This is a genomic window from Streptacidiphilus monticola (genome assembly GCF_042658505.1).
Taxonomy (GTDB): Bacteria; Actinomycetota; Actinomycetes; order Streptomycetales; family Streptomycetaceae; genus Streptacidiphilus; species Streptacidiphilus monticola.
On sequence record NZ_JBHSQJ010000013.1, the window covers coordinates 61,553 to 88,052 of the forward strand.

At 72.2% G+C, this 26,500-nt stretch carries 20 protein-coding genes; 8 read left to right on the forward strand and 12 right to left on the reverse strand.

Annotation, left to right across the window (positions count from 1 at the left end; genetic code table 11):
* Positions 1-63 precede the first annotated feature (63 nt).
* Positions 64-1,317, forward strand: coding sequence for an MFS transporter (locus tag ACFP3V_RS04780; protein ID WP_380580040.1), 1,254 nt, complete (start codon positions 64-66; stop codon positions 1,315-1,317).
* A gap of 110 nt (positions 1,318-1,427) precedes the next feature.
* On the opposite strand, the gene ACFP3V_RS04785 is transcribed toward ACFP3V_RS04780, so the two are convergent.
* The gene (locus tag ACFP3V_RS04785; RefSeq protein WP_380580042.1) at positions 1,428-2,486 is read right to left on the reverse strand and encodes an alpha/beta hydrolase; all 1,059 of its coding nucleotides are present in this window, start codon (positions 2,484-2,486) and stop codon (positions 1,428-1,430) included.
* 170 nt (positions 2,487-2,656) lie between these two features.
* Here ACFP3V_RS04785 and ACFP3V_RS04790 point away from each other — a divergent pair, with 170 nt between their 5' ends.
* Both ACFP3V_RS04790 and ACFP3V_RS04795 read left to right on the forward strand, forming a co-directional pair.
* Complete coding sequence (locus ACFP3V_RS04790) at positions 2,657-3,601, forward strand: alpha/beta fold hydrolase (RefSeq protein WP_380580044.1); 945 nt, start codon at positions 2,657-2,659, stop codon at positions 3,599-3,601.
* Positions 3,602-3,776: 175 nt separating this feature from the next.
* On the forward strand, positions 3,777-5,450 hold the full coding sequence (locus tag ACFP3V_RS04795) for an MFS transporter (RefSeq protein WP_380580046.1): 1,674 nt from the start codon (positions 3,777-3,779) through the stop codon (positions 5,448-5,450).
* A gap of 72 nt (positions 5,451-5,522) precedes the next feature.
* Here the strand turns inward: ACFP3V_RS04795 and ACFP3V_RS04800 are convergent, their stop codons facing one another.
* Positions 5,523-6,386 carry a TrmB family transcriptional regulator gene (locus ACFP3V_RS04800; RefSeq protein ID WP_380580048.1) on the reverse strand — a complete coding sequence of 288 codons (864 nt, stop codon included), beginning with the start codon at positions 6,384-6,386 and terminating at the stop codon, positions 5,523-5,525.
* A 265-nt stretch (positions 6,387-6,651) separates the two neighbouring features.
* Between ACFP3V_RS04800 and ACFP3V_RS04805 the strand changes: the two genes are divergently transcribed.
* From ACFP3V_RS04805 to ACFP3V_RS04815, 3 genes are all read left to right on the forward strand, one after another.
* A complete protein-coding gene (locus ACFP3V_RS04805; protein ID WP_380580050.1) occupies positions 6,652-8,205 on the forward strand; it encodes an alpha-L-arabinofuranosidase B in 1,554 nt (517 codons plus the stop codon).
* Between the two features lie 251 nt (positions 8,206-8,456).
* Positions 8,457-8,846 (forward strand): hypothetical protein, encoded by a 390-nt coding sequence (locus ACFP3V_RS04810; protein WP_380580052.1) that lies wholly within the window; start codon positions 8,457-8,459, stop codon positions 8,844-8,846.
* A gap of 48 nt (positions 8,847-8,894) precedes the next feature.
* A complete protein-coding gene (locus ACFP3V_RS04815; protein WP_380580054.1) occupies positions 8,895-9,845 on the forward strand; it encodes a glutaminase in 951 nt (316 codons plus the stop codon).
* 51 nt (positions 9,846-9,896) lie between these two features.
* Here the strand turns inward: ACFP3V_RS04815 and ACFP3V_RS04820 are convergent, their stop codons facing one another.
* The 10 genes from ACFP3V_RS04820 to ACFP3V_RS04865 all read right to left on the reverse strand — a co-directional run bounded on the left by ACFP3V_RS04820 (position 9,897) and on the right by ACFP3V_RS04865 (position 23,847).
* Positions 9,897-10,442, reverse strand: coding sequence for an AAA family ATPase (locus tag ACFP3V_RS04820; RefSeq protein ID WP_380580056.1), 546 nt, complete (start codon positions 10,440-10,442; stop codon positions 9,897-9,899).
* Between the two features lie 24 nt (positions 10,443-10,466).
* Positions 10,467-10,829, reverse strand: coding sequence for a DUF1304 domain-containing protein (locus ACFP3V_RS04825; protein ID WP_380580058.1), 363 nt, complete (start codon positions 10,827-10,829; stop codon positions 10,467-10,469).
* A gap of 85 nt (positions 10,830-10,914) precedes the next feature.
* Entirely contained in the window at positions 10,915-12,885 is a 1,971-nt protein-coding gene (locus ACFP3V_RS04830) for a potassium transporter Kup (RefSeq protein WP_380580060.1), read from the reverse strand.
* A 110-nt stretch (positions 12,886-12,995) separates the two neighbouring features.
* Positions 12,996-13,700, reverse strand: a complete 705-nt coding sequence (locus ACFP3V_RS04835) for a response regulator (protein ID WP_380580062.1) — start codon at positions 13,698-13,700, stop codon at positions 12,996-12,998.
* Complete coding sequence (locus tag ACFP3V_RS04840) at positions 13,697-16,282, reverse strand: ATP-binding protein (protein ID WP_380580064.1); 2,586 nt, start codon at positions 16,280-16,282, stop codon at positions 13,697-13,699. Before ACFP3V_RS04840 ends, ACFP3V_RS04835 begins: the two co-directional genes overlap by 4 nt.
* A 107-nt stretch (positions 16,283-16,389) precedes the next feature.
* The gene (gene kdpC / locus ACFP3V_RS04845) at positions 16,390-17,019 is read right to left on the reverse strand and encodes a potassium-transporting ATPase subunit KdpC (protein ID WP_380580066.1); all 630 of its coding nucleotides are present in this window, start codon (positions 17,017-17,019) and stop codon (positions 16,390-16,392) included.
* Positions 17,020-17,033: 14 nt separating this feature from the next.
* Complete coding sequence (gene kdpB, locus ACFP3V_RS04850) at positions 17,034-19,112, reverse strand: potassium-transporting ATPase subunit KdpB (protein WP_380580105.1); 2,079 nt, start codon at positions 19,110-19,112, stop codon at positions 17,034-17,036.
* Between the two features lie 44 nt (positions 19,113-19,156).
* Positions 19,157-20,821, reverse strand: a complete 1,665-nt coding sequence (gene kdpA / locus ACFP3V_RS04855; RefSeq protein WP_380580068.1) for a potassium-transporting ATPase subunit KdpA — start codon at positions 20,819-20,821, stop codon at positions 19,157-19,159.
* Positions 20,822-20,823: 2 nt separating this feature from the next.
* Positions 20,824-20,913 carry a K(+)-transporting ATPase subunit F gene (kdpF, locus tag ACFP3V_RS04860; protein WP_380580070.1) on the reverse strand — a complete coding sequence of 30 codons (90 nt, stop codon included), beginning with the start codon at positions 20,911-20,913 and terminating at the stop codon, positions 20,824-20,826.
* A 327-nt stretch (positions 20,914-21,240) separates the two neighbouring features.
* Positions 21,241-23,847, reverse strand: coding sequence for an amino acid permease (locus ACFP3V_RS04865; protein ID WP_380580072.1), 2,607 nt, complete (start codon positions 23,845-23,847; stop codon positions 21,241-21,243).
* A 143-nt stretch (positions 23,848-23,990) separates the two neighbouring features.
* On the opposite strand from ACFP3V_RS04865, the gene ACFP3V_RS04870 reads away from it, so the two are divergent.
* Together ACFP3V_RS04870 and ACFP3V_RS04875 are read left to right on the forward strand one after the other, a co-directional pair.
* The gene (locus tag ACFP3V_RS04870; protein WP_380580074.1) at positions 23,991-25,736 is read left to right on the forward strand and encodes a glycoside hydrolase family 15 protein; all 1,746 of its coding nucleotides are present in this window, start codon (positions 23,991-23,993) and stop codon (positions 25,734-25,736) included.
* 69 nt (positions 25,737-25,805) lie between these two features.
* Positions 25,806-26,492: a hemerythrin domain-containing protein gene (locus tag ACFP3V_RS04875; RefSeq protein ID WP_380580076.1), complete on the forward strand. Its 687-nt coding sequence runs from the start codon at positions 25,806-25,808 to the stop codon at positions 26,490-26,492.
* The last annotated feature ends 8 nt before the right edge of the window (positions 26,493-26,500 follow it).

Below are 26,500 nucleotides of genomic sequence, written 5' to 3' on the forward strand. Positions count from 1 at the left end.
CCGCGTAGGCCGGGGCCGTGCGACGCGCGTTTCCCTCCGGCCGGCCCGGGTAGCGGCCGCCTTGTGACGGAACCCGCGACGAGGCACGGCCGACGAGCACCGCTGCTGGTGGTCACCTGCGCCTTCGCGACGATGCTGTGCGCCGCGAACCTGGCCACGCCGCTGTACGCCGGTTACCGGCAGCGGTTCGGCTTCGATCCGGCGGTGCTCTCGCTGGTGTTCGCGGTGTACGCGCTGGTGCTGATCCCGGCGCTGCTGATGTTCGGTCAACTGTCCGACCGCTTCGGGCGGCGACGGGTGATCGTCGCCGGGCTGGGCACGGCCACCGGCGGGCTGGGCCTGTTCGCCGCCGCTCACGGGGTCGCCTGGCTGTTCGCGGCCAGATCGGTGCAGGGCCTGGGCCAGGGCATGATGAGCGGCGCGGCCACCGCCGCCCTGGTCGAGTTGACGCCCGGCGGGCACTCCCGGGCCGCCGCGATCCGGGCCTCACTCGCCCAGGCGGGCGGCGCGGCCTTCGGTGTGCTGCTCGCCGGGGTGCTGGCCCGCTGGACCTCGGCCCCCTACGTCACGCCCTTCGCCGCCGGTGCCGCGCTGCTGCTCGCGGCGGCGGTCGGCATGCGGCTGGTGCCGGAGACGGCCTCGCCCGGCAGGGGCCCGTTGCGGCCGCAACGGCCTGGCGTGCCACGGGAGATCCGCGCCCCCTTCGCCCGGGTCGCGATCACCGCGGCCGCCACGTGGGCGGTGGCGGCAAGCCTGTTCCTGTCGGTGATGCCCGCCTACGCCTCGCCCGTCCTGCACACCGGCGACGTCGCCTGGCTGGGCGCGGTCAGTGCGCTCATGCTGGCGTGCTCCTGCCTGGGCCAGCTCGCCGTCCGGCGCGGCACCCCGCCCGCCGCCACGCAGGCCGGGGGCCTGGCGCTGCTGGCCTGCGGACTGCTGGCCCTGGTGCTGGCGCAGCCGCTGCACCAGGGCGGCCTGCTGATCGCCGGGGCGGCCCTGGCCGGGGTCGGCCACGGGGTGGCCTTCCTGGCGGCGCAGGACGACCTGACGCACCTGGCGCCCGACGAGCGCAGGGCCGAGGTGAGCGCCGCCTTCTACGTGTGCATCTACCTCGGCGTGGCCGTCCCGGTGATCGGCGTGGGGGTGGTCGCGACCGTCGCGGGCCTGTTCACGGCCGTGGCGACGTTCGCGGCGGTGACCGGCACCGCCGCCCTCGCCGTGGCGGCCTGGCACCTGCGGCACCGCGAGAACCGCGGTCCGGCCGCCCCCGCCCGGCACGCCGCCGAGGCGGCACGTCCGCCGGGCCGCCCCCGCTGACGAACCGTCACCCCGCCCGGCCCGGGCCACAGGGGCCTGTCCGTCCCCGCCGTGCCCCCGCGGCGCACAGCGGCGCACGACGCGGGCGGTGCTGGGCGGAACGGCCGGGCTCAGGAGGGCGCGGCGGGCCGCAGCTGCTGGCTGAGCCAGGGGAACACGGTCGGGTACATGCGCTGGAAGGTGTCCCAGTTGTGGCCGCCGGTCGGCAGGATCAGCGGCGGGGCGAGCCGTGTCGGCGGCCGGATCGCCCGCTGGAGGGCGGCGATGTCCTTCGGCGGGCTCAGCCGGTCCTGCGCGCTGGTGGCGACGAACAGCGACACCGGCGGGCCGGAACGGGCCAGCTCCAGCGGGCTGTTGGCGCGGCGCTGGGCGGGGTCGGTGAGCACGCCCGGGTCCCCGGCGAAGGGATCGGAGTCCATGGCCGCACCGGCCCCGAAGACCGCCGGGTACTGCATCGGCAGCTTGACGGCGCAGAACCCGCCGGTGGACAGACCGGCCAGACCCCAACTGCGGGCCCCGAGCCGGACCCTGAAGTGCTTGGCGACCAGCGCGGGCACGTCCTGGGCCAGCCAGGTGGCGTTCCGGCGCGGGCCGATGTCGCTGCAGTCGGTGTCCACGCCGCCCGGGTCGATGACGGGCACCACGACGACGGCGGGCTGCACCTGGCCGGCGGCCATCATCGTGGCCAGCGCCTGCGGCATGTGTCCGCCCTCGATCCAGGAGGCGGGGGAGCCTGGCACACCGTGCAGCAGCATGATCACCGGAAAGCGGAAGGAGCGGTAGGCCGGTTCGCCGTACTGGGGCGGGGTCCAGACCAGCACCTGGCCGGCCAGCTTGGAGTGGATGCCGCGGAAGTAGGTCTCCTGGAAGCCGTTGCGGTCCGTGGTGAACGCGGCCCGCTCGGCCGGGGCGCCGGGCATGGCCGCCTTCGCGCCGCTCTCCTGGCCGAACAGGTCGGCCCAGGAGGCGTACAGGCCGTAGCTGTTGTTGATCCACGCGCCCACGGCGGCGACCGCGGTCAGCTCGCACAGGGCGAGCAGCAGCAGGCGCTGCGTCAGGCGCAGCGCGCGCGGTCCGCGCACCCGGTTCCACAGCAGCAGCGCCGCTGCCGCGCACACCACGACGGCGGCGACGAGGAGGTAGAAGAACGCCGTACTCGTCAGACCCACCGCAACTCCCGCCGTATCGGAACAAACAACCTCTCCTCCGATCATCTCAGCAGGTGGCGGCCGGCCCGGAGGCGGCCCACGGTGCGGTGGCTCCGGGCCGCGGCGGCCTCTGTAAGGTTGACGCCGCTGACCCACCGTCAGCCTCCATCCTTCGGACCAGGGACGGGCGTATGCAGATCTCCACGGACGACGTGCTCGCCGCCTGGGACGGCCTTGAGTCGCGGCGGATCGCCGCCAACGGGATCGACCTGCTGGTGCGCAGCGGGGGAGTCGGGGACGGGAGCCGCCCGCCGGTCGTCCTCTGCCACGGCTTCCCCGAACTCGGCTTCTCCTGGCGGCACCAGATCGCGCCGCTGCTGGCGGCCGGGTACCGGGTACTGGTCCCGGACCTGCGCGGCTACGGCGGCAGTTCCCGGCCCGAGGACCCCGCCGCCTACGACATCGTCAGCCTGACCGGGGACCTGGTGGGGCTGCTCGACGCCGAGGGGGCCGAGGACGCCGTCTTCGTGGGGCACGACTGGGGCGCGGCCGTGGTCTGGAATCTGGCTTTGCTGCACCCCGAGCGGGTGCGGGCGGTGGCCGGTCTCAGCGTCCCGCCGACGCCGCACGCGCCGGTGGCGCCCCTGTCGGTGTTCCGGTCCCGGCTGGGCGACGACTTCTACCTCTGCTGGTTCCAGCAGGTCGGCGTGGCAGACGCGGCGCTCCGAACCGACGTGCGGCGCACCCTGCTCGCGCGCGAACTCTACTCGCCTGCCTGGGCGGCACGCGGCGAGCCGGCCGACCCGCTGCCGCGCTGGCTCACCGAGCGCGAACTCGCGGTCTACGTCGACGAGTTCGAGGCCCACGGGTTCACCGGCGGGCTCAACTACTACCGCAACATCGACCGCAACTGGGAGCTGACCGCTCCGTTCGCCGGGAAGACCATCGACCGGCCCGCCCTCTACGTCATCGGCTCCAAGGACCCGGTGGGCCGGTTCACCCCGGTGGACCGGCTCGACTCCCTGCTCACCGACCTGCGCGAGCACCTGGTGGTGGAGGGTGCCGGGCACTGGATCCAGCAGGAGCGGCCCGACGAGGTCAATGCCGCTCTGCTGCGGTTCCTCGCCTCTCTCTGACGGACCGTCACGCCCGGCATCCGGCCGGTACGCCGCACCGTACCGGCCGGTCACTTTTTCCTGCGCGGAGCATTGACCGTCCGGGGGAGGGCTCCTACATTCCTGCATACCGACCGGTCGGTGTGCGACACCCCACCCTCGTTCACGCGTGCCCAGCCCCCGTAGGAGGGCGCACATGTCCGTGCCCGCAACCGCCCCCGCAACCACGACGACCCAGGTCGCGCCGCTCGCGCGCCTGTGGCGAAGAGAACTCGCGCACTACCCCGACACGGCGCGCCGCTACCTGTACCTGGCGATCGTCGTCGTCACCACCGTCGTCCTCTACTACGAGCTCTACATCCAGTACGCCGTGGCGACCTCGGTCATCCGCCACTTCGACATGAGCTTCCGCTACTTCGTCTGGGTCAGCGTCATCGGCAACGCCGTGGGCGCCTTCGCCTCGCTCGTGGCCGGGCTGGCGGACCGCTGGGGCCGCGCCAACCTCGTGGTCTACGGCCTGCTGGCGGCCGCCCTGCTGCTCCTGGTCGGCCTGCCCGCCGCCGCCGACAAGACGGTCTACCTGGTCCTGTTCGCCGCCGTCAGCTTCGTCGAAGGCATCGTGCTGGTCGCGACACCGGCGCTGATCCGCGACTTCTCCCCGCAGTTGGGCCGGGCGACCGCGATGGGGTACTGGACCATGGGCCCGGTCATCGGCAGCCTCGCGGTCACCAGCGTCACCAGCGCCACGCTGTCCAGCGCGAGTTGGCAGGACGAACTGCGCTACAGCGGCCTGGCGGGGCTGCTCGTCTTCGTCCTCGCCCTGGTCGGTCTGCGCGAGCTCTCGCCCCGGCTGCGCGACCAGATCATGGTGAGCCTGCGCGACCGCGCCCTGGTCGAGGCACGCGCCGCCGGGGTCGACCCCGAGCGCCGACTCCAGGGCCACTGGCGGCAGATGATGCGGCTGGACGTGGTCGGCTCGGCCGTCGCGATCAGCCTCTTCCTGCTGCTGTACTTCGCCGCGGTGGGGAACTTCGTGGTCTACTTCGCCACCACCTTCGGCTACACCGAGCAGCGCGCCAACGCCCTGGCCAACTGGTACTGGGCGCCCAACGCCGTCGCGCTCGTCCTGGTCGGACTGCTCTCGGACCGGTTGCGGGTGCGCAAGCCGTTCATGGTCGTCGGCGCGCTCGGCACCATGGCGGCCACCGCGCTCTTCGCCACCAGGGCCACCCAACCCACCACCGGCTACTACACGTTCGCCCTGCTGTGCCTGGCGATCGGGGTGCTCAGCGGCGTCGCCTACGCGCCGTGGATGGCGAGCTTCACCGAGACCGTGGAGAGGCACAACCCGGCCGCCACGGCGACCGGTCTCGCGGTGTGGGGCTGGATCATCCGCATCGTCGTGGCCGTCTCCGCGGCCTTCGTGCCGGTGGTGGTGACGGCGGTGACCCCGCTGGTGGAGCACGGCGCCCAGGTGCAGGCGGCGCAGGCCCAGGCCGGTCCGGCGCTGGCCATCGTGCAGGCCCATCCGCAGCTGTTCGCCGAGCTGTCCACGTACCCGCCGAACGCCGTGCCACCGCAGCTCGCGGCGCGGGCCGTACAGGAGGTCGGCCTGACGGACCTGCAGACGGTTTCCAGGTCCCGGCCCCAGCTGACGGTCCTGCAGGCCTACGGCCACCAGGTGCAGCAGGCCGCCGCCAAGGGGCCGGGGCAGTGGCGGACCTGGTGGTGGATCTGCTTCGCCGGGCAGGCGCTGTTCCTGCCGTTCGTCTTCGTCATGGCCGGCCGCTGGAGCCCCCGCCGCGCCCGGGAGGACGCCGAGGCCCACCAGGCCGCAGTAGAACGGGAGTTGGCTGCGCTGGCGGAGTGACCTGGAGCCGACCGTGCGCCGGCTCCCCGTCGGCGCACNGGTCGGCAGGGCCGAGTGCCCGGCGCAGCCGGGTCAGCCGGCCGGACGCGGGCCTGGCGCCGCGCGCAACCGCGGCCGGGGCCGCGCCTCGGCCAGCGGGACGGCGCGCAGCCACAGCAGTTCGAACTCGTCCTCCAGCCGCTTCACGACATCGGGGTGCTCGACCAGGAACACCGTCGGCGTCCCCTCGGTCCCCTGCCGGGCCTGCGTGTACGGGATGGGCAGGAAGGCCCGGCGGCTGTCGGTGAGGATCATCCGGCTGGGGACGTGCTCGGCCACCCGTGCCTGCTCGCCCGCGTCGGCGAAGCGGTGCGCGTGGTGCAGCAACTCCTCGTCCTCCAGGACGTCCTGCTGGTACACACAGCGCACCGAGCCGCCCCGGGCGGTGAGTTGCTCGACCTGGCGCAGCCAGGCGGGATCGGTGAGCCCGTCGTAGGGCGGCGTGCTCGTGGCGCGCACCGAGTGCCGCGTGAGCGTCCGCCACTCGTCCTCGGGGGCCATGCTGACCAGGGCGTCGTCGTCAACCGCCGCTTCCTGCGCGGACGTTCGCCGGTGCGAGCCGCGCCACAGCGGCCCGAGCTCGGCGGCGATCTCGCGGGCGAGAACCTCCTGGCGCTCGAACTCGGCGCGGTTCCGCTCCATGATCAGCGTGAGCGCCCGGTCGGGGTCGACGACGTCGTACAGCGCGGCGGGTTTGTGCGGTGCCCTGGTCACCAGGCCTCTGCGCGCCAGGTCCTCCAGTACGTCGTAGACGCGCTGCCGGGGAACGCCGGCCTCCTCGGCCACGGTCGCGGCCGGGGCCTGGCCAGTGGTGACCAGCGCGAGAAACACCCTGGCGGCGTACGGGGTCAACCCGAGAGCAGCCAGAGACGGACACAACTCCGTCACATCTGTCATGAACTACTCATATCAATAGACCGGCTCTCGCGCCAGATCCGTCGTATACGCCGCATCCCCTGTGACTTCTGCGGCTACAGGAATGCCTGCGAGAAGTCTTGACGGAGTGTCAGGTCCACCCCATAGTGATGGCCGTTGCGGCGCTCCGAGTCGCGAAGCCCCCAGGGATTCTCCGGAGCCCGCGCCGCGGCCGCAAATGTTAACGCTCACATCCCCTCGAAGATCTCGCGAGACCCCTTCCTCCCACCCGTGAAGGAGTTCGTTCATGACCGTTCATCAGTGGATACGCCGCGCCCGGCGGGCGCTGCTCGCGACCGGGACCACCGTCGTGCTCGCGGCCGGCGTGCTCACCGGTACGGCCGCCACCTCCCAGGCCGCGACGCAGGGCCCCTGCGACATCTACGCCTCCGGCGGCACGCCCTGCGTCGCCGCGCACAGCACCACCCGCGCCCTGTACGGCAACTACAACGGCGCGCTGTACCAGGTGAAGCGGGCGTCCGACGGCACCACCAAGGACATCGGCCTGCTCAGCACCGGCGGTTACGCCAACGCCGCCGCGCAGGACTCGTTCTGCGCCGGCACCAGCTGTGTGATCACCGTCATCTACGACCAGTCCGGCAACGGCAACAACCTGACCCAGGCGCCGGCCGGCGGGGCGGCCGGTGGCCCGGACAACCTGGCCAACGCGGTCGAGGCGCCGGTCACGGTGGGCGGCCACGAGGCCTACGGCGTCTACATCGCGCCGGGCACGGGCTACCGCAACAACAACACCAAGGGCATCGCCACCGGCGACCAGCCGGAGGGCATGTACGCCGTGCTGGACGGCTCGCACTACAACGGCGGCTGCTGCTTCGACTACGGGAACGCGGAGACCAGCAGCACCGACACCGGCAACGGCCACATGGAGGCCATCTACTTCGGCAACATCAAGGTCTGGGGCTACGGTTCGGGCAGCGGCCCCTGGGTGATGGCGGACCTGGAGAACGGCCTGTTCTCCGGCGTCAACGCGGGCTACAACGCGAACGACCCGAGTGTCAGCAACCGCTTCCAGACCGCCATCGTCAAGGGCACGGCGAACCTCTGGTCGATCCGCGCCGGCAACGCGCAGTCCGGCGGCCTGTCCACCTACTACAGCGGCGCCCGGCCCAACGTCTCCGGCTACAACCCGATGCACAAGGAGGGTGCGATCATCCTCGGCATCGGCGGCGACAACAGCAAGGGCTCGGCCGGCACCTTCTACGAGGGCGTGATGACCTCCGGCTACCCCTCGGACGCGACCGAGAACGCCGTGCAGGCCAACATCACCGCCGTCGGCTACAGCAGCGCCGCCACCAGCACCGGCTCGCTGACCCCGGGCTCCCGCATCTCGCTGCAGGCCACCACCGCGTGCTGCACCTCCGACTACGTCACCCACGACGACGCGGACGACAAGGTCGTCATCTCCGCGGTGAGCTCGGCGAGTTCGTCCACCCTGAAGGCCGACGCCAGCTGGATCGTCCGGGCCGGACTGGCCAACTCGTCCTGCCTCACCTTCGAGTCGGCCAACAAGCCCGGACAGTTCCTGCGGCACTACAACTACGAGCTCTACCTGAGCGCCGACGACGGCGGCAGCAGCTTCGCCCAGGACGCCACGTTCTGCCCGACCACGGGCAACAGCGGGACGGGCAAGTCCTTCCAGTCGGTGAACTACCCCACCAAGTACCTGCGCCACTACAACTACACGGTCTACATCGCCAGCAACGGCGGCTCCAACAGCTGGGACAGCAGCACCAGTTGGGCGGCCGACACCAGCTGGCTGGTCGACCAGCCCTGGAGCTGACCTCCCCCACCCCCCCCGCGCAGGCCGCGTCCCCGCTCCGGCGGTGGCGCGGCCTGCGCCCCTGCGTGGACGTCGGGACCGAGGTGCGGCGGGGAGCGCCGCGGCGCGGCGTCCGGCCGCCGTCAACGAAGCGTCAGGAACGGGCCGGGCGGCGTCAAGGGAGCGTCAAGACACCTGTCGGACGCCGCTGCCGCGCGGTCCCCTGGACGTGGGCGGTGAAGATCCCGTCCGGGCTGCGAAGGACGGTTGCCATGACCACCATCACCACGCGCGTCGTCGTCGGCGTCACCGAGGCGCCCGAGAGCCGGACCCTGCTGCGTCGGGCGGCGGCCCGGGCACGGCAGCTGCACAGCGTGCTGGTCCCCGTCGCGGCCTGGGCCCCGGCCACGGGACGGCCGTCGGAGCACACCGAGGCCTGGCTGATGGACCTGGTCACCGACTCGCTCGGGCCGGAGGAGACGGTCCACGTGCGGCCACTGGTGGTCGCCGCCGAGGGCCCGGCGCAGGCGGTGGCGCAGATCGCCGTCGAGCCGGGGGACGTCGTGTTCACCCTGCCGCCCCGGCCCCGCGCCTGGGACCGCCTCGGCGCCCACCTGCACCACCACCCCGCCGACGCCGGACCGGAGGTCCCCGCCCGCTGACGTCCGCGGGCGGCGGCCGCCCTGAGCAGGGCCGATATCCTGCCCGCCATGAACGCCGCACCGGACTCCCCGCCCGACCACGCCGAGCTCGACTACCCGCAGCTCCTCGACACCGCCATGGCCGCCGCCCGGCGTGAGGCCGGACGCGGCCATGTCGCGGGTTACATCCCGGCGTTGGCCTCCGAGGACCCCGAGGCCTTCGGCATGGCGCTGGCGACGGTCGACGGCGAGGTGTTCGGGGTCGGCGACTGGGAGCGGCCGTTCTCCGTCCAGTCCATCTCCAAGCTGTTCTCGCTGGCGCTGGTGCTGGCCGCCGGCGGGGACGGGCTGTGGAGCGGCGTCGGCCGGGAGCCGTCCGGGACGCCGTTCAACTCCCTGGTGCAGTTGGAGACCGAGCACGGCATCCCCCGCAATCCGTTCATCAACGCGGGCGCGCTGGTGGTCACCGACCGGCTGCAGAGCCTGACCGGCGACGCGGCCGCCCACGTCCTCGACTTCCTGCGCACCGAGGCGGGCAACCCGGCCATCGCCGTCGACGCGGCCGTCGCCGCCTCCGAGGCCGAGCACGGCCACCGCAACGCCGCGCTCGCGCACTTCATCGCGAGCCACGGCAACCTGCACAACGAGGTGGACGACGTGCTGCGCGAGTACTTCGCCCACTGCTCGATCGCGGCGAGCTGCCGCGACCTCGCGCTGGCCGGTCGTTTCCTCGCCCGCCACGGGCTGCGCGCGGACGGCAGCCGGATGCTGAGCCGCAGCGAGGCGAAGCGGATCAACGCGGTCATGCTGACGTGCGGAACATACGACGCGGCTGGGGAGTTCGCGTTCCGGGTCGGCCTGCCGGCCAAGAGCGGCGTCGGCGGCGGCGTCCTCGCCGTGCTGCCCGGCCGGGCCGCGCTGTGCGCCTGGAGCCCCGCGCTGGACCGCGCAGGCAACTCGGTCGCGGCGGTCGCCGCGCTGGACGCCTTCACGACGGCATCGGGCCTGTCCGTGTTCTGACCAGGCGTCAGCGGCTGCTCCCTCGCACCTGCCCTCGTCGTACCTGCCCCGTCATTCGACCGCTGTGAGACCGGCCGTCATCGCGGCGACGATGCTGTCCACGGTCTGGGCCACCGTCAACTCGCTGCTGTCCAGCCACAGTCCGCGGCGGGGGGTGTGCTCGCGCAGGAGGGCGTCCATGGCCTCGACGGTCCACCCGCTGCCGTAGGCGATCTTGCCCCGCTCCGCCCTGCGTGCCGCCTCCCGTGCCGCGACCACCGCCGGCCTCGGAGCCAGTACCACCACGTGCAGGGGCCGGGTCCGCACCAGGCCGAGGAAGACGTCGAGCTGTTCGCCCACCACCACGTCCTGGACCACCACCGTCCAGCCCTCGTGGGCGTACAGGTCGGCGGTGGCCGCGGCCGCCCGGTACCGCAGGGTGAGCTGCCGGAGGGCCTCCTCGCCCGCCCCCGGCCGGGCCGCTTCGCGCCCGTTCACCACCATCCGGCGAAAGGCGTCGCCACGCAGGTGCACGCTGCGCGGCAGCCGTTCCGCCAGCGCCTGCGCGACGGTCGACTTCCCCGAAGCCATCACTCCGGTCACCAGGATCACCGTCATCCGGTCGGCCCCCTGTCGGCTCGGTCAGTGGGCGAGCAGGACGAGGAGCAGGGCGACCACGGCGGGGACGGTCTGCACGTAGAGGATCCGCCTGCTCGCCGTGACGGCGCCGAAGAGGCCGGCGACGGCCACGCAGCCCAGGAAGAAGAGCTTCGCCTGGAAGCCGACGGGGTCCGACGCGACGGCGCCCCAGACCAGCCCTGCGGCAAGAAAGCCGTTGTACAGGCCCTGGTTGGCGGCCAGGGTCTTCGTCGCGGCCGCGAACGCCGGGTCGGTGCCGAAGGCGGCTCGTGCCCGCGGGGTGGTCCACAGGAACATCTCGAGGCACAGGATGTAGACGTGGAGCGCGGCGATCAGCAGGACGGCGACGGTGGCGGCGATGGACACGCCCGCATCATCGCATGCCGTCCCCCGGCATCGCGGGCCGGCTGCCGACATCCCGTCAGTCTCCGGCCTACGGCAGTGCGTGCTGCTACACCTCGATGTGCGCGCCCATGATGACCGTGCGGTCGCGCGGCAGTCCGAAGTACTCGGCGGCGTCGGCGGTGATGTACGAGGTGGCGATGAACAGGCGTTTGCGCCACAGGGGCATGGTCGGGGCCTTGCCGCGTCGCAGCTCGATTTTCGACAGGAAGTAGGAGGCCTGGTCGAGTTGCAGCCTGCCCTCCGTCTGCTCAGGGGTGAGCAGGGCCAGCGCGCCGGGGACGTCGGGGGTCTCCATGTAGCCGAAGCGGGCGGCGACATGGACGATGCCGTCGTCGGCGTAGCCGAGGTGGTCGATTACGATCCGCTCGTCGGCCGGTACCCGGGGCACGGTCTCGGTCCGGATGGAGAGGATGACGATCTGCTCGTGCCGGACGTGGTTGTGCTCGACGTTGGCGCGCAGGGCCAGCGGCGTGGTCCGGACGCCCCGGTTCAGGAAGACCGCTGTTCCGGGGATCCGCAGCGTCGGGACCTCGCCGCTGCGCAGTTGGTCGACGAACGCGCGCAACGGGCCCTCCGCCTGGGACCGTTGCTCGGTGACGATCTCGCGGCCGCGCTGCCAGGTCGTCATGACCGTGAACGCGGTGATGCCGATGAGCAGGGGGAGCCATGCACCGTGGACGAGCTTGGTCAGGTTGGCCGCCACGTAGAGCAGGTCCACCGTCAGCAGCAGCGCGGCACCGAGGAGGACCAGCCACCGCGGTGTGCCCCACTTGGCCCGGGCGACGTAGAAGAACAGCAGCGTGGTGATGGTGATGGTGCCGGTGACCGCCATTCCGAACGCGAAGGCCAGCGCGGTGGAGCTGCGGAAGGCGAAGACCAGGGTGAGCACCGAGACCATGAGCAGCCAGTTGATCCAGGGGACGTAGATCTGGCCGATGGTGGACTCGGACGTGTGCGCGATGCGCAGGCGCGGGAGATACCCGAGCTGCGCGGCCTGGGAGGCGACCGAGTAGGCGCCGGTGATCACCGCCTGGGAGGCGATCACCGTGGCGGCGGTCGCCAGCACGATCATCGCGATCCGTCCCCAGCCCGGCACGAGCAGGAAGAAGGGACTGCTGATGTTGCCGTGGTCGGCGAGGATCAGTGCGCCCTGGCCGAGGTAGCTGAGGACGCAGGCGGGGAAGACGAGGAACATCCAGGCGCGGGTGATCGACCTGCGGCCGAAGTGGCCCATGTCGGCGTAGAGCGCTTCGGCGCCGGTGACCGCCAGGACGACGGCGGCGAGTGCGAAGAACGCGGTGCCGAAGTGGCCGACGAGGAAGCCGACCGCGTAGGTCGGTGACAGGGCCCGGAGAATGGCAGGGTGGTCCACGATGCCGGCGAGGCCGCAGGCCCCGATGGCCGCGAACCAGGCGATCATGACCGGCCCGAACACGCGGCCGACGGCCGCCGTCCCCCGGCGCTGCACCAGGAACAGCACAATGATGATCACCGCGGTGACCGGCACCACCGCGCTCTCCAGCGACGGCTGGACGACCTTCATGCCCTCGACGGCCGAGAGCACCGAGATCGCCGGGGTGATCATGCTGTCGCCGAAGAACAGTGACGCCCCGAAGATGCCGAGCCCGGCGAGCACCGCCGCCGCCCGCCGGCCGCGCTGCGAACTCCACTGCCGCACCAGGGTGATCAGCGCCATGATGCCGCCCTCGCTGTCGTTGTCGGCGCGCATCGCGAGCAGGACGTAGGTGACCCAGACGACGACCACCACCGACCAGAACACCAGCGACACGACGCCGTAGACGTTCTCGGTGGTGACCGGGACGGGGTGCGGGTCGCCCGGGTTGAACACCGTCTGCAGGGTGTAGATCGGGCTGGTCCCCAGGTCGCCGAAGACGACACCGAGCGCGCCGATCACCAGCCCCAGGCGCACGGTGTCCTGGACGGCCGTGTGCCCCGCCGGCTTCGGTCCTCCGGGGGAACCGTCGTCCGAGAGCGGTGCCGGTCGGCCAACGGCCATGAACTCCTCCTCAACAGGCTGCGGCGCCGTCGGCGGCACCGAGCGGACGATACCGACCGCGGCCCGGACGGCCCGGTCGCCACACCCCTGCCACGGCACATGACATCCTGTCAGGGCTCGTAGCGGTAGCCCATGCCGGGTTCGGTGATCAGATGGCGGGGGTGGGCGGGGTCGGGTTCCAGCTTGCGGCGCAGTCCGGTGAAGTAGACCCGCAGATAGTTGGTGTTCCTCTCGTGGCCCGGTCCCCGGACGGCGGCGAGCAGGTGGCCGGCGCTGACCAGCCGGCCCGGGTACGGGAGCAGCAGCGAGAGGATCTTCCACTCGGTGGGGGTGAGCCGCACGGTCTCCGCGCCGACCGCTGTTGACGCCCCGTCAGCCGTGCGGCGCACCGTGCACTCGTCCAGGTCCACGGTGTACTCCCCGACGACCGCCCGCCTCGGGGAGGTGTCCGCCCCGGCGGGGCGGCGCAGCAACGCGCGGACCCGGGCGAGGATTTCGCTCATGGAGAAGGGCTTGGTGACGTAGTCGTCCGCGCCGGCGTCGAGTGCCGCCACCTTCTCGGCGGCTCCGGATCGGCCGGAGACCACGATGATCGGTACCCGGCTCCGCAGTCGCAGCGCCTGGATGACCTCGAAGCCGTCCAGGTCGGGCAGACCGAGGTCCAGGAGGACGGCGTCCGGCAGCCGGCGCGCGAACTCGTCGAGGGCGGCCGTGCCCGTGAGCGCGGTGGCGACGGTGTACTTCCGCGCCTGGAGGTTGATCCGGAGCGCTCGCAGCATCTGCGGCTCGTCGTCGACGACGAGGATGCGGGTCATGGCCGGTCGTCTCCATGGGAGAGCGGGTGGACGAGGAGGTCCGGGGCCGCTTCGGCGGCCGGAGCGGAAGCCGTGGGGGTGCTGGTGTCCGCGGGCAGGGTGAGGACCATGGTGAGTCCGCCGCCCGGGGTGTCCTCGGGCACCAGGGTTCCGCCCATCGCCTCGGCCAGTCCCCGGGACAGCGCCAGACCCAGGCCGACACCGCTCTCGTTGTCGGTGTCGCCGAGGCGCTGGAAGGGCTGGAACACCCGCTCCCGGTCGTCCGGACCGAGCCCGGGACCGTGATCGGTCACCCGCACCTCCACCCGGTCCGCGTTTCCCGACGCCAGGACCTGAACGGCGCTGCCGCCCGCGTGCCGCAGCGCGTTGGCGAGGAGGTTGGCCAGGACTCGCTCCAGCAGCGGCCCGTCCGCGAGCACCGGAGGAACGAGGTCGAGGCCCTCGGTCAGTACCGGTGCCGTCAGGTGGGTCAGCGAGTCGAGCGCTCCGGCGGTGACGTCCTCCAGGCCGGTCGGTCGCAGGTCGAGGGTGAGCGCGCCCGCCTGCAGGCGGCTCATGTCGAGCAGATTGTCCACCAGCCGGTTGAGCTTGTTCAGTGACTGCTCCGCGGTCTCCAGCAGTTCCTGCTCGTCGCGGGGGGAGAAGTCGACGTCGTCGGTGCGCAGCGAGCTGATCGAGGCCAGCGCGACGGCGAGCGGGGTGCGCAGGTCGTGGCTGACGGCGGCCAGCAGGGCGGTGCGCAGCCGGTCCGCGGCCTTGACGGGCTCGATCTCGGCTGCCGCGGCGGCGAGTTGGGCCCGCTCGATGGCGACGGCCACATGTGCGGCGAAGGCGGACAGGACTCTGCGGTCGGCGGCGGGCAGCGGTCGGCCGTGCAGCAGCAGGGCGGCGTCGGAGCCGACCGGGACGATCTCGCTGTCCGGTGTGCGGCCGGCCTCGTGCGGACCGTCGAGCAGACGGACCTCGGTCATGCCGAAGGTCTCCCGCAGCTGTTCGAGCAGGGCCGGGACGGTGTCCTTGCCGCGCAGCACGGTCCCGGTCAGCGCCGACAGGGTCTCGGCCTCGGCGGTCGCCCGGGCCGCGCGCTGGGACAGGCGCGTCGAGCTGTCGACGATGGCGGCAACGACCATGCCGACGGCGGCGAAGACGGCCAGGGCCAGGACGTTGTTGGGCTCGTTGATGGTGAACTGGTGGATCGGCGGGATGAAGTAGTAGTTCAGCAGCAGCGAGGCGGTGACCGAGGCGAGGAGTGCGGAGGCGATCCCGCCGAGCAGCGCGACGGCCACGACCAGGAGCAGGAAGAGCAGGCTGTCGCTGGTGAGGTTGACGGCGTCGCGGGTCCGGCTGAGCGCCAGGGTCAGCAGCACCGGGAGGACCGCGCCGAGCAGCAGACCGGTGATCCGCCGGGCCGGCGAGTGCAGGCGCCCCGGCACCGGGATGCGGCGGCCGCGGCCGGAGCGTTCGTGGGTGACCATGTGGACGTCGATGTCGCCGGAGAGCTCGATCGTCGTCTCGCCGATCCCGCGTCCCGCCGACAGCGCGCGCCGCAGCGGGCTGCGGCGGCTGGTGCCGAGGACGAGCTGGGTGGCGTTGGCCGCGCGGGCGAAGTCGAGGAGGGCACGCGGGATGTCGTCGCCGACGACGGAGTGGTAGCTGCCGCCGAGCGACTCGACCAGTCCGCGCTGTGCGGCGAGCGCGGCGGGGCTGGCGTCGGCGAGTCCGTCCGACCGGGCCACGTGCACGGCGAGCAGTTCGCCGCCGTTGGAGCGGTCGGCGATGCGGGCGGCCCGGCGGATGAGGGTCTCGCCCTCGGGTCCGCCGGTGAGGGCGACGACGACGCGTTCGCGGGTCTCCCAGACCTTGTCGATCTCGTGCTCGGCGCGGTAGCGCTGCAGTCCCTCGTCCACCCGCCCCGCGAGCCACAGCAGCGCCAACTCCCGCAGCGCGGTGAGATTGCCGACGCGGAAGTAGTTGCCGAGGGCGGCGTCCACCTTGTCGCGGGCGTAGACGTTGCCGTGGGTCATCCGGCGGCGAAGTCCCTCGGGCGCCATGTCGACGAGCTCGATCTGGTCGGCGCGGCGGACGACTTCGTCGGGCACGGTCTCGCGCTGCGGGACGCCGGTGATCTTCTGGACGACGTCGTTGAGGGACTCCAGGTGCTGCACGTTGACGGTGGTCAGCACGTCGATGCCGGCGTCCAGGAGGTCGTCGATGTCCTGCCAGCGCTTGGCGTGGCGTCCGCCGGGGATGTTGGTGTGGGCGAGTTCGTCGACGACCGCCAGGTCGGGGCGGCGGGCGAGGACGGCGGCCACGTCGAGTTCGGTGAAGGACGTGCCCCGGTACTCGCGCGTCGCGCGGGGCAGTACCTCCAGGTTCCGCAGCTGCTCCTCGGTGTGCGGACGGCCGTGGCACTCGACGAGGGCGACGACGACGTCGGTGCCCCGCTCCTGGCGGCGTCGGGCCTCGTCCAGCATCCGGTAGGTCTTGCCCACCCCCGGGGCGGACCCGAGGAAGATCTTCAGCCGGCCGCGGGCCGCGGCTCCCGTGCCGCGCGGCGGTGGCTGGGGCGCCTGGGATGACAACCTGTTCTCCGTTTCCCTGCGTGCTGACGGTGTCCGACGTGCGCGGGCACTGCCGCCCGGCCGACGCTTCGGAGCCGCCGACCGGGCGGCAGTGGGCTGACCCCGGGTCAGCCGCGCTGGTCCAGTGCGAGGTTGAGCTCGAGGACGTCCACCCGGGGCTCGCCGAGGAAGCCGAGGCTGCGGTCCCGGGTGTACTTCGTGACCAGGGCGCGGACGGCGTCGGGGGAGAGGCCGCGGGCCTTGGCGACGCGGTCGATCTGGATGGCCGCGTACTGGGGGCTGATGTCGGGGTCGAGGCCGGAGCCGGAGGAGGTGATCGCGTCCGGGGGGACCTGGCTCTGCGCGACGCCGTCGAAGGCGGCGATGTCCTTCTTCAGCTGGGTGTAGGTGGTGGCGAGGCCCTTGTCGTCGGTGCCCTTGTTGGTCCCGCCGGAGGCGGTGGGGTCGTAGCCGTTGGCACCTGCGGCGGACGGGCGGGACTGGAAGTACCTGGGATCGGGCGTGACGGTCCGGCCGTCGGCGCTCACGGTCGCGAAGCTCTGGCCGATCAACGACGAGCCGACGACCTGGCCCTGACGGTTCTTCACCAGCGAGCCGTTGGCCTGGTCGTGGAAGACGGCCTGCGCGATGCCGGTGACCAGGAGCGGATAGGCGAGTCCGCAGACGACCGTGAACAGCAGCAGGAGTCGCAGTCCGGTCCAGTGGTTGCGTACGGGGGCGGGGAGGGGCTTGGCCATGGTGGTCACTCCTTTCAGTGCAGGCCGGGGATGAACTGGACGACGAGGTCGATGAGTTTGATCCCGACGAAGGGCAGGACGAGTCCGCCGACGCCGTAGACGCCCAGGTTGCGGCGGAGCAGGGACTGCGAGGAGGCGGGCTTGTAGCGCACGCCGCGCAGGGCGAGCGGGATCAGTCCGATGATGATGAGCGCGTTGAAGACGATCGCGGAGGTGATCGCTGACATCGGGCTGTGCAGGTGCATGATGTTGAGCCGGTTCAGCCCCGGGTAGACCGTGGCGAACATGGCCGGGATGATCGCGAAGTACTTGGCGACGTCGTTGGCGATCGAGAAGGTCGTCAAGGCTCCGCGCGTGATGAGGAGTTGCTTGCCGATCTCGACGATCTCGATGAGCTTGGTGGGGTTGGAGTCGAGGTCCACCATGTTCCCGGCCTCCTTGGCGGCCGAGGTGCCGGTGTTCATGGCCACGCCCACGTCCGCCTGGGCCAGGGCGGGGGCGTCGTTGGTGCCGTCCCCGGTCATGGCGACGAGCTTGCCGCCCGCCTGCTCCTTCTTGATGAGGGCCATCTTGTCCTCGGGGGTGGCCTCGGCGAGGAAGTCGTCCACGCCGGCCTCCTGCGCGATGGCCGCGGCGGTGAGCGGGTTGTCGCCCGTGATCATGACGGTCCTGATGCCCATGGCCCGCATCTCGTCGAAGCGCTGCCGGATGCCGGGCTTGACCACGTCCTTGAGGTAGATGACCCCGAGCACCCTCGCGGCCTCGCCGGCTCGCTGCTCCGCGACGACGAGCGGCGTGCCGCCGAGGTTGGAGATCCGCTCGACGGCCAGGTCCAGCTCGGCGCCGGTGCTGCCGCCGTTCTCGGTGACCCAGCGGACGACCGAGCCGGCGGCGCCCTTGCGGACGCGGTGGCCGTGCAGGTCCACGCCGGACATCCGGGTCTGGGCGGTGAACTCGATCCAGCTGGCGTGGGCGAGTTCGCCCTGGTGGCGTTCGCGCAGGCCGTACTTGTCCTTGGCGAGGACGACGATGGAGCGGCCCTCGGGGGTCTCGTCCGCCAGCGAGGACAGCTGGGCCGCGTCCGCGAGTTGATCGTGCGTCACCTCGCCGACCGTCAGGAACTCGGCGGCCTGGCGGTTCCCGAAGGTGATGGTGCCGGTCTTGTCGAGCAGCAGGGTCGAGACGTCGCCCGCGGCTTCGACGGCGCGCCCGGACATGGCCAGGACGTTCCGCTGGACGAGGCGGTCCATGCCGGCGATGCCGATGGCGGACAGCAGCGCGCCGATGGTGGTCGGGATGAGCGCGACCAGGAGGGAGACCAGCACGATGATGGTCTGTTCGGCGCCCGCGTACTTCGCCATGGGCTGCAGGGTGACCACCGCCAGCAGGAAGACGATGGTCAGCGAGGCCAGCAGGATGTTGAGGGCGATCTCGTTGGGGGTCTTCTGCCGGGCGGCGCCTTCGACGAGAGCGATCATGCGGTCGATGAACGTCTTGCCGGGTTCGGAGGTGATCCGGACGACGATGCGGTCGGAGAGCACCCGGGTCCCGCCGGTGACGGCGGAGCGGTCGCCGCCGGACTCGCGGATGACGGGGGCGGACTCGCCGGTGATGGCGGACTCGTCCACGGACGCGACGCCCTCGACCACGTCGCCGTCGCCGGGGATCACCTGTCCCGCCTCCACGACCACCAGATCCCCCAACCGCAGTTGGGTCGCCGGGACTTCCTCCTCCCGCACCGCCGCGTCGCCGGGCTCCCAGGAGCCGGTGATCCGGCGCGCGGCGGTATCCGTCCGGGTCCTGCGCAGGGTGTCGGCCTGGGCCTTGCCGCGGCCCTCGGCCACCGCCTCGGCCAGGTTGGCGAAGATCGTGGTGAGCCACAGCCAGAGGGTGATGACCCAGGCGAAGGTGGAGGGCTTCTCGATCGCGGAGACGGTGGTGAGCACCGAGCCGACCTCGACCACGAACATGACCGGGTTCTTGACCATCACCCGCGGGTCGAGTTTCTTCACCGCGTCAGGCAGGGACCTGAGCAACTGCTTCGGGTCCAACAGCCCGCCGCCGACGCGGTGTTCGGTCCCGTGCGGCGACATCGCCGGCGCGGGGACTTCGGGGGTTTCGACAACAGGGGTGGACATCAGTGGAGACCTTCCGCGAGCGGCCCGAGTGCCAGGGCCGGGAAGTAGGTGAGCCCGACGACGATGAGGATCACGCCGGAGAGCATGCCGACGAAGAGCGGGCTGTGGGTCCTGAGGGTTCCGGTGGTCTCGGGCACCGGGGCCTGGCGGGCGAGCGAGCCGGCCAGGGCGAGGACGAAGATCATCGGCAGGAAGCGGCCGAACAGCATGGCCAGGCCGAGGGCTGTCTGCCAGTGCGTACTGGTCACCGTCAGCCCGGCGAAGGCGGAGCCGTTGTTGTTGGCGGCGGAGGTGAAGGCGTAGAGGACCTCGGAGAAGCCGTGCGGGCCGGTGTTGCTCATGCCGCCGCCGTGCCCGGCCTTGAGCGCCATGGCGAGTCCCGTGCCGCAGAGCACGATGGCGGGGGTGGCCAGGATGTAGAGCGAGGCGAACTTCATCTCCCGGCCGCTGATCTTCTTGCCCAGGTACTCCGGAGTGCGTCCGACCATGAGGCCGGCGACGAAGACCGTCACGACCGCGAGGATCAGGATCCCGTAGAGGCCGGAGCCGGTGCCGCCGGGTGCGATCTCGCCGAGCATCATGTTGAAGATCGTCAGGCCGCCGCCGAGCGGGGTGAACGAGTCGTGCATCGCGTTGACCGCGCCGGTGGAGGTCAGCGTCGTCGAGGCAGCGAACAGGGAGCTGCCCGGGACGCCGAAGCGGACCTCCTTGCCCTCCATCGCCGCACCGGCGATCTGGGCGGCGATGCCCGAGTGCCGCGACTCGAAGAAGGTCATCAGCGCGGCGGAGGCCGCCCAGTACAGGCCCATCACGGAGAGGACGGTGTAGCCCTGCTTGTTCGAGCCGACCATCCTGCCGAAGGTGCGGCACAGGGCGAAGGAGATGACCAGCAGCAGGTAGATCTCCAGCCAGTTGGTGAAGGGGTTGGGGTTCTCGAACGGGTGGGCGGAGTTGGCGTTGTAGAAGCCGCCGCCGTTGGTGCCCAGCTCCTTGATGACCTCCTGGGAGGCGACGGGCCCCCCGGGGATGGTCTGGGTGCCGCCGACGAGGGTGTGCACGGTCTGCGCGGCGTGCAGGTTCTCGACCACACCGCTGCCCACCAGGACCAGGGCGAAGACCACGGATATCGGCAGCAGCACCCGCAGGGTGATCCGGGTCAGGTCCACCCAGAAGTTGCCGAGCGTGTCGGTCCTGTGGCGGGTGAAGCCACGGATGAGAGCGGCGACGACGGCGATGCCGACGGCCGCGGAGAGGAAGTTCTGCACCGCCAGCCCTGCCATCTGGACCAGGTGCCCCATGGTCGATTCGCCGCTGTAGGACTGCCAGTTGGTGTTGGTGACGAAGGAGGCCGCCGTGTTCCACGCCATCGCCGGCCTGACGGCGGGGAAGCCCAGCGACAGCCAGAGGTGGTTCTGCAGCCGCTGGAACAGGTAGAGGAACAGCACCGAGACAGCCGAGAACGCCAGCACGCTGCGCACATAGGCGGACCAGGTCTGCTCCGCGTCGCCGTTGACGCCGATCAGCCGGTAGATGCCGCGCTCGACCCTCAGGTGCTTGCGCGTCGTGAGCGTGCGGGCCATGGCGTCGCCGAGCGGCCGGTAGGACAGGGCCAGGGCCCCGACCAGGGCGAGGGCCTGCAGCAGGCCCGCGAGGGTGGGGTTCATCGTCAGAACTTCTCCGGCTTGATCAGGGCGGCGACGAGGTAGACCACGAGCACCGCCGCGACGACCAGGCCGATCACGTTGTCGGCGCTCACAGCTTCTCCACCGCCTTGACGATCAGTGCCAGGACGACGAAGACGACGACCGTCAGCCCTACGAAGAGCAGGTCGGTCATGGGTATCCACCCCAAGCAGTCGATTCGGAACAGGGACCGCGGACGCGGCCCCAGCCAGAGAACCGCACGTGGACACGGGTGGGGCCGGTCGTTAACGCCCTCCTGGCGCCCCCCGTCAGAACCTTGACGCCTCCTTGACGGCGCGCGCGCCGGTGCCGCGGACGGGGACCCGGACGCTCGGCTGGGGCGCGCGAGACTCTCCGGCGCTCGGCGAAGAGGGCCGTCGGCCGTGCGGCCTGACGGGCCGTCAGCGTTCGGCGTCGTGCGCCGTGTTGAGGGACTGTTCGACCCAGATGGTCTTGCCCGTGCTCGTGTACCGGGTGCCCCAGCGGTCCGTCAGCTGGGCGATGATGTACAGGCCCCGGCCGCCCTCCTCGTCGGAGGCGGCGTGGCGCAGGTGCGGAGAGGTGTGACCGGTGTCGGCGACCTCACAGATCAGGGCGTGGTCCCGGATCAGACGGAGGCGGATCGGCCCGTCGGCGTAGCGGACCGCGTTGGTGACCAGCTCGCTGACGACGAGTTCGGTGGTGAACGCCAGCTCGTCGAGGCCCCAGGCGGTGAGCTGCCGGGTGGCGGCGGCACGGGCGTCGGCGACCGCTCCCGGCTCCGGGGGGATCTGCCAGTCGGCGACCTGGTCGGCCGGGAGCCTTCGGGTGCGGACCAGGAGCAGCGCCGCGTCGTCGTCCACGGGGCCGGGCAGCAGGCTGGTCACGGCGCTGTCGGCGAGCTGGTCCAGGGGGCCCGCGCGGGCGGCGAGGACGCCGGTGAGCATCTCGACGCCCGCTGCCGTGTCACGGTCGGCGGCGCGGACGAGGCCGTCCGTGAACAGGGCGATCAGGCTGTGCTCGGGCAGCTCGAGTTCCGTGCTCTGGAAGGGCGGACCGCTCACGCCGAGCGGCGGGCCTGACGGCAGGTCAGGGCAGTGGGCGACGCCGCCGTCCGCGGGGACGACGAGCGGCGGTGGGTGTCCGGCGGCGGCCATGGTGCAGCGTCCGGTGACCGGGTCGTACACCGCGTACAGGCAGGTCACCGCGAGGCCTTCGCCGCCGTGTTCGCCGGAGTCCACCAAGTCGCCCAGGTGGGTCAGCAGTTCGTCCGGGTCGAGGTCCAGCCGGGCCAGCGCGCGCAGGCTGGTGCGCAGGCCGCCCATGGTCGCGGCGGCGCGCAGGCCGTGGGCGAGGACGTCGCCGACGACCAGCCCGAGACGGCCGCTGGAGAGCGGGATGACGTCGTACCAGTCGCCGCCGACGCCTGAGCGGCTGTCGGCGGGCAGGTAGCGGCCGGCCAACTCGCCTGCCGGGTGCGGCGGAAGGGCACGGGGGAGCAGGTTGTGCTGCAGCCGGAGGGTCGTGGTGTGCTCGCGGGTGACCACCAGCATCAGCACGACGCCGATCAGCAGGGCGCCGAGCCCGAGCACGGTCACCCCGCCGACCCTGCCCACCAGCGGCAGGTGGACGGAGGTGGCCCCGTGGTGAGGATCGGCGTAGACGTCGAAGGCGGCGTAGCAGAACAGGAACAGCATGATCAGGCCGCCGAGGCCGGGCAGGATGCCCTTCGTCAGCAGGTCCCGGACGCTGCGGGTGAGCGTGCGGCGGTAGTACCACGTGCAGGCGAAGCCGGTCAGGCCGTAGTAGAAGGCGATGGCGAGGCCGACCGATTCGATGGTGTCCGAGAGGATGTTCCGGCTGACGGCGTGCAGGAGGAAGAACACCCCCAGGGACGCCGCGCCCATGCTCACCGTGGACCAGGTGGGCGTCAGGAACCGGCTGTGGAGCCGGGCGAAGCCGGCGGGCACGGCGCGGTGGGCGGCCATCGAGAAGACGGTGCGGGCGGTGGGCAGGATCGTGGTCAGGGTGGCGGCGACGGACGAGGTGAGCACCATGAGGATCAGCAGCCGCGACAGGTAGGGGCCGGCTCCGTGGTGGCCGAAGACCGCGCTGCCCAGGCCCGAGAACACGTCGTCGGCGGCAGCCGGGTTGGCCAGGCCCGTGCCGTGGGCCCCGACCCCGCCGAACGCCTGGGCCGAGGTGGCGACCAGGGTGTAGATGACGAGCAGCAGCACCGTGCAGATGACGGCTGCCCGGCCGGGGGTGCGTTTGCTGTCGGCGGTCTCCTCGTTGACGGCGACGGCGGTGTCCCAGCCCCAGTAGATGATCACAGCCGCGAGGATCCCGGTGGTCAGCGACTGGGCGGAGGGGATGCGGAAGGGGTCGAACCAGCCGGGCTCGACGTGGATCGAGCCCGGCCCGGGATTGCCGCCGTAGACCCTGACCAGGGCGGCGACGGCGAACAGCGCCAGGAGCGCCACTTCCAGGCAGACCAGCCAGCGCTGCAGCCGCGCCGACACCTCGATCCCGACGTAGCAGACCGCGGTCATCGCGGCGATCCAGACGGCGCCCGCAGCGGTGGTCCAGCCTCGGCTCGCGGCCAGCGCGTCGAGGCCGAGGAGGCGGAAGCCGTAGCGTCCGGCGATCTCGGCGATGTTCGCCATGAAGATCACGTCGGCGACGATGATCCCCCAACCGCCCATCCAGCCCACCCGCGGCCCGAAGGCCCGGCCCGCCCAGACGAAGGTCGTGCCGCAGTCCGCGTCGATCGCGTTGAGTTCCTTGTAGGCGTAGGCGATCAGCAGCATCGGCACGAAGGCCAGCACCATCACCATCGGCGTGCGCAGGCCGACGGCCACGGCGACCACCCCGAGCGCGGAGGCCATGCTGTAGGCGGGCGCGGTGGACGCCAGGCCCAGCGTGACCGACGAGAACAGGCCCAGCGCCCCGGCCTTGAGGCCCTTCCGGCCCGCGCCCGCCTGTGCCACCGGGGCGGCGGGGACCGCCGTACCGTCGAGACGACTCACACCTGTCCCCTTACCGCATCCGGGCCGGGGAACCGTCCGTCAGCCGACCGGTGGGGGCAGGGGGTTCGGGCCTGACCGGTGGACGCGTCTCGCGGCAGGTTGCGGGTAACCGCTCCGCGTCCCCCGGATGAAAGGAAGCGACGGTGACAGGCGATGAGGCGGCGCAGCCGCGGGTGCTGCGCGAGTACGCGCTCCTGGCCGACGGCGAGCGAGGCGCCCTCGTCGGCCCGCTCGGCGAGGTGGCGTGGATGTGCTTCCCGCGCTGGGACTCGCCGGCGGTGTTCCCTTCCCTGATCGGCGGCAGCGGGCTGTACTCCGTCCGTCCCCGCGGGCGGTTCGTGTGGGGCGGCTACTACGAGCCGGGGAGCCTGATCTGGCGCAGCCGGTGGACCACCACCGACGGCGTGGTGGAGTCGAGGGACGCGCTGGCCTTTCCCGGGGACCCCGGGCGGGCGGTGCTCTTGCGCAGGCTCGGCGCCGACGTCGCGGAGTCCGCCGTCGAGGTCTGTCTCGCCCTGCGCGGACGGTACGGAGCCGAGCGTCCGCAGGAGCTGCGGCGGGACGAGCGGGGGAGGTGGACCGCGCGCGTCGCGGGGCTGCACGTGCGCTGGAGCTGCCCTGTTCCGGCCCGGCCCCTCGACGGCGACGAGTTGGTGGCCGAGGTGCGGATCGGGCCGGGGGAGCAGCGGGACCTCGTGCTGGAGATCGCCGAGGAGCCGCTGCCCGAGGAGCCCGTCGACCCGGACGAGGTGTGGCATGCCACCGAGTCCGCGTGGGCGCGTGAGGTCCCGCTCCTGTCCGCCAGCGCGGCTCCGCGCGACGCCCGCCACTCCTACGCGGTGCTGCGCGGTCTGACCGCGTCCAGCGGCGGCATGGTGGCCGCGGCGACGACGAGCCTGCCGGAGCGGGCCGAGCAGGGCCGGAACTACGACTACCGCTACGTGTGGATCCGCGACCAGTGCTACGTCGGTCAGGCCGCGGCGGTCGGCGAGCCGCTCGGACTGCTGGACGACGCGGTCCGGTTCGTCACCGCGCGCCTCGGCGAGGACGGGCCCCACCTCGCCCCGGCCTACACCGCGTCGGGCGGCAGTATCCCCGAGCAGCAGCCGCTCGACCTCCCCGGCTATCCCGGGGGCTCCGACCTGATCGGCAATCAGGTCCGCCACCAGTTCCAACTCGACTCCTTCGGTGAGGCGTTGCTGCTGCTGGCAGCGGCGGACCGGCACGACCGCCTGGACGCGGACGGCTGGAAGGCGGCGGTCATCGCCGCGGACGCCATCGGCCAACGCCACCGCGAACCCGACGCGGGCATCTGGGAACTGCAGCCGGCCCGGTGGGCGCACAGCCGGCTGATCTGCGCCGCGGGGCTGCGCGCCGTCGCCGAACGCCGCCAGGACGACCGCAGGGCCGGCGACTGGAGCGCGCTGGCAGACCAGTTGGTGGCCGACGCGGCGCGGACCTGCACCCACCCCAGCGGCCGGTGGCAGCGGGCACCGCACGATCCGCGCGTCGACGCCGCCCTGCTGCTGCCCGCGCTGCGCGGAGCGGTGCCGCCCGCCGACCCGCGCAGCCGGCGCACCGTGCAGGCGGTCCGCGAGGAACTCACCGACGACCTCTTCGTCTACCGCTTCCGCCACGACGACCGCCCGCTGGGCGAGGCCGAGGGCGCCTTCGTCATGTGCGGCTTCGTGATGGCCCTGGCCGAGGAGCAGCAGGGGAACCGAGCCGAGGCCATGCGCTGGTTCGAACGCAACCGCGCGGCCTGCGGTCCGGCCGGACTGTTCGCCGAGGAGTACGACGTGACGCAGCGTCAGCTGCGCGGCAACCTGCCGCAGGCCTTCGTGCACGGGTGGCTGCTGGAGAGCGCCCGCCGCCTCGGCGCCCGCTGACCCGGCCCGGGGCATGGCGCCGACCGTCGCGGGTAGCCGCCGACTCGACCGCGTGGTGAGGAGACCATGATGGGCATGCTCGGAAAGGGCGCGACGGCCGCCACGATCGCGACGCGGCTGTCGCCGGTGAGAGTCGCCGTGTGGACCGGTACCCGTGTGGTGCGGACCGCGACGGCAACGCCTCGTGGCACCTGGACGTTCTGGCGCCTGGTGCGTCCGGAGGACGCCGTGGACGTGCTGACCCGCCAGCACCGGGAGATCCGCAGGGGCTTCGTGCGGGCGGCGCTGCCGGGGCCGGCCCGCCGTCGTCAGTTCGACCGCCTGATGCGCCTGTTGGCCGTGCACGAGGCCGCCGAGGAGGCGCACGTGCATCCGCTGGCCCGGCGGGTCCTGCGGTCCGGGCCACAGCTCACCGCACTGCGCCGGCAGGAGGAGAAGCAGGCCAAGAGGCTGCTGCTGGAACTGCGGCGGACCGGTCCCGACGCTCCCGGCTACCTGCGCCGGCTCAACCGCGTCCGTACGGCGGTCGCCCGCCACGCGGCCCGCGAGGAGCGCGAGGAGTTCACCGCGCTGCGGGAGGCGGTCACAGGCACCCGGCTGCGGCTGCTCGGGGCCGAGGTGAAGCTGGCCCAGTGGTACGCGCCGACCAGGCCGCACCGGTGGGCCGACAACGAGGTGACGAACAAGATCGCCGCCCCGCTGCTCGGCCCGGTGGACCTGGTGCGCGACGCTGTGCGTCGCGCCGCGCGGGCCTGAGCCGGCGG